General features: G+C 34.0%; 3 protein-coding genes and 1 pseudogene. All 4 read left to right on the top strand.

Annotation, left to right across the window (positions count from 1 at the left end; all coding sequences use genetic code 11):
- On the top strand, positions 1-1,248 hold a 1,248-nt coding region (locus tag OCV67_RS13035), incomplete at its 5' end, for an RHS repeat-associated core domain-containing protein (RefSeq protein ID WP_317235036.1).
- 57 nt (positions 1,249-1,305) lie between these two features.
- Positions 1,306-2,118: a hypothetical protein gene (locus tag OCV67_RS13030; RefSeq protein WP_147644369.1), complete on the top strand. Its 813-nt coding sequence runs from the start codon at positions 1,306-1,308 to the stop codon at positions 2,116-2,118.
- A gap of 39 nt (positions 2,119-2,157) precedes the next feature.
- Complete coding sequence (locus tag OCV67_RS13025) at positions 2,158-2,349, top strand: hypothetical protein (protein WP_147644368.1); 192 nt, start codon at positions 2,158-2,160, stop codon at positions 2,347-2,349.
- Between the two features lie 242 nt (positions 2,350-2,591).
- Positions 2,592-2,882: pseudogene (locus OCV67_RS13020) on the top strand (sigma-70 family RNA polymerase sigma factor); the annotation flags it as partial.

Genomic DNA, 2,882 nt, shown 5'->3' with positions numbered 1-2,882 from the left:
TTAAATCAGCTTATCGGATTTACAGACGGCGAAACAACTGCAAGCTACAAGTACAATGCAAGCGGTCTGAGATATGAAAAGACTGTTGACGGTCAGACTATTAACCATGTCTGGGACGGCAGCAAGCAGATTGTTGCAGACGTAATTGATAACCAGTTCTATGAGGCTGACTGCTATATCCGTGGTACAAATCTTGTTGCAAAGTACAACTACAGAAACGGCAATAAGTCAGAGTATATCTACTATATTCAGAACGCTCACGGCGATGTTGTTAATCTCACAAATGCCAATGGCGAAGTAACTAAGACTTACAAGTATGACGCTTTTGGTGTTGAGAAGAATATCGTTGATTCGGATACAAATGCATTCCGTTATTGCGGTGAATACTATAACAAGGAAACTGCTACTGTTTATCTGAGGGCAAGATATTACAATCCGTCAACAGGCAGATTTATTTCCAGAGATTCTTTTGCAGGAAGAAGATCTGATCCGCTCAGTTTGAATCTCTATACCTACTGCCGTAATAACCCTATTAGGTTTATTGATCCAAGTGGGCATATAACAGTTAATTCTCAATGGGACTGGGCATATTACGTTGCAAAAGGTGATATTAATTATGAATATGATGGTGGCAATGGTGAAGTTGCTCAAAGAGCTCAAAATATTCTAACATATAGTAGAGCTTCTGCTGATGAGAAAGTAAAAATGAAAAAAGGCACTCCTCGTGAAATAGAAGTGCCAAAAAGTGTAAAAGGTACAGTGAATGGTGAAAATATAACATTAAAAACACAAGAAAATTGGTTTGCTTTTCAGGGTACAGAAGATTCCATTGATGCAGAAACTGGTTATTTTAGAATCGTAGTAGGACCTAAAGTATTAGATTCGAATTATAGTGATGAAGGTAGAATTCTTGGCGATGATTTTGAGTTTCCAGTAAGTATTGACATTACGCTAGTTAACAAAAAAACCAATAAACAAGAAGTATTCCCATGTATAACACGCAGTGGCGCCAAAGCACATACATATAGTTATTATAATGCTGAAGATGGTTATGCTGAATTTGATATTGATAATGGTTTAATTCAAACAGGTATTGCATATCCGAATTCAACAAATGTGGAATGGGAAGGTGCTTTCTTTCCTGGAAATATAGATGGCTCATCAATAGAATTTGCAGGAAATAAAAGCGATTTAGGCGACTTTGATCCAAATGATTATAAATTGGTAAAAATCACTGTATATGATTAATGTTTATTAAAAGCTGTTTTATACTGTGGTTCATTTATGTTATGGAGATTTCTGAATATGTTGAAGAAAATATCGTTAATGGTTATTACAGTGGCGATCTGCTTTTTTTATGTTTCAACTCCTGAGTCATCAAGGGTAAATCCATCAAATTCATATAGTGAGTTTATTGATGACCGAGCGTTTGAATATATAAATAATATATATTCGGGTGTTGATTTTTCATCTAATTTTAAAACAGGGAATCAAAGCGCTTACGCCGACTATAAAGAGCAATATATGAAATTATTGAATTGTAGACTCCCTTTTAAATCTGGAGAAGTAAAGTATTATATTGACGAGTATATCTATGGAGAGTATGAACCTGAAAAATATACTTATTATTTTTTCGATATGGATGATGATGGTTTACCTGAACTTTGCATCGAAAATAATATGGGTTATATTTATATTATGAAATACTTACCCATTTCTGATGAGTTCATATTGTGGCATGAAACATCTTCGTCATGGATAGAGTTACTTGGTAGTAGGAAACTATGGTTTTATAGCGGAACTTCACCGATTAAATATGCGTTTTTTAGTTTAAATGAAAATGGAGATGTAGATTATTCTGTTTACTTATATATAGAACCATTGCAAGCTGAAACGAAATATTTGATAACTTTGCCAGAGTTTTCAGACTGTTCTAAGGCTCTTGATGTGCCGGATGATATTAAATCACAGTCTATAGAAAAGGACTCGCATCATTATTACAGAGTAACCCAAAGTCAGTGGGACGAATTGACAAAAGACTTCTTTACCGAAAAAGATGTTGCAAAAGAAAATATAAAAAAAATCAGATTTAATTATAAGGAGTTATTTGACAATTAATTTTTTCTATATAAATATGAATGATTTTCAGGAAAAAATATGAACAACAGCCTCAAATCCGGTCAGCTCATATCCGAGCAAAGGCATAAGTTGTCTGCGGAAAGTCAGGAGCTTGCAAAAGAGCTTGGAATCTCAAACGCATATTTAAATAAAATGATTTTATTTAGCTATCTCCGTTCTGCAATAAGCAGAACGGAGACTTTTTATACCCATACAAAATTTAATAAGTAATCAGAAAAAATGAGGATATAAATATAATCGTTTTGCAGAAATTACAAAGCGAAGTATTTTACATTCTTGTTTTGTATATTCTGATTAAAATGATTTTAGCCTGCGTACATAGTATGCAGGTTTTTGTGTCCTCAACCGATTTTGGAGAAAGGACAACCATGTTTTTAACAATAAACTGGCAATGCAGTATTGCTAAATATCCATAGCCGACCTTTGATTTCAAATCGAACGGAGGTGAGGATATGAAGAAAAACACAGTTTGTGTTTATGATACGATTTCAGGCAAATGTGCAGAAGTTGAGGTAAGCGAAGAAGTTCGAATTCAATATAACAGAACAAAATGGGCTATTGAAAATAATAATAATTCGTTCTTTGAACACGAAATACAGTTTTCAGCGCTAATTGGCGGTAAGGATGGTGCATTTGAAAATTTCAGAGAATTCATAACTGAATACGATGATGTCGAGAAAAAGGCAGCTCATAAAATGCTTGTTGAAAAGCTTTATGACTGCCTTATTTTTTTGCCCGAATCA

The organism is Porcipelethomonas ammoniilytica, assembly GCF_025567485.1.
GTDB lineage: Bacteria > Bacillota > Clostridia > Oscillospirales > Ruminococcaceae > Porcipelethomonas > Porcipelethomonas ammoniilytica.
The sequence above is the reverse complement of the archived record's forward strand: the minus strand, read 5'-3'. Positions and strand labels throughout refer to the sequence as shown.

Excerpts from the sequence above, each read along its gene's own strand:
- OCV67_RS13030 (WP_147644369.1), top strand. The coding sequence starts at position 1,306 with ATGTTGAAGAAAATATCGTTAATGGTTATTACAGTGGCGATCTGCTTT.
- OCV67_RS13025 (WP_147644368.1), top strand. The coding sequence starts at position 2,158 with ATGAACAACAGCCTCAAATCCGGTCAGCTCATATCCGAGCAAAGGCAT.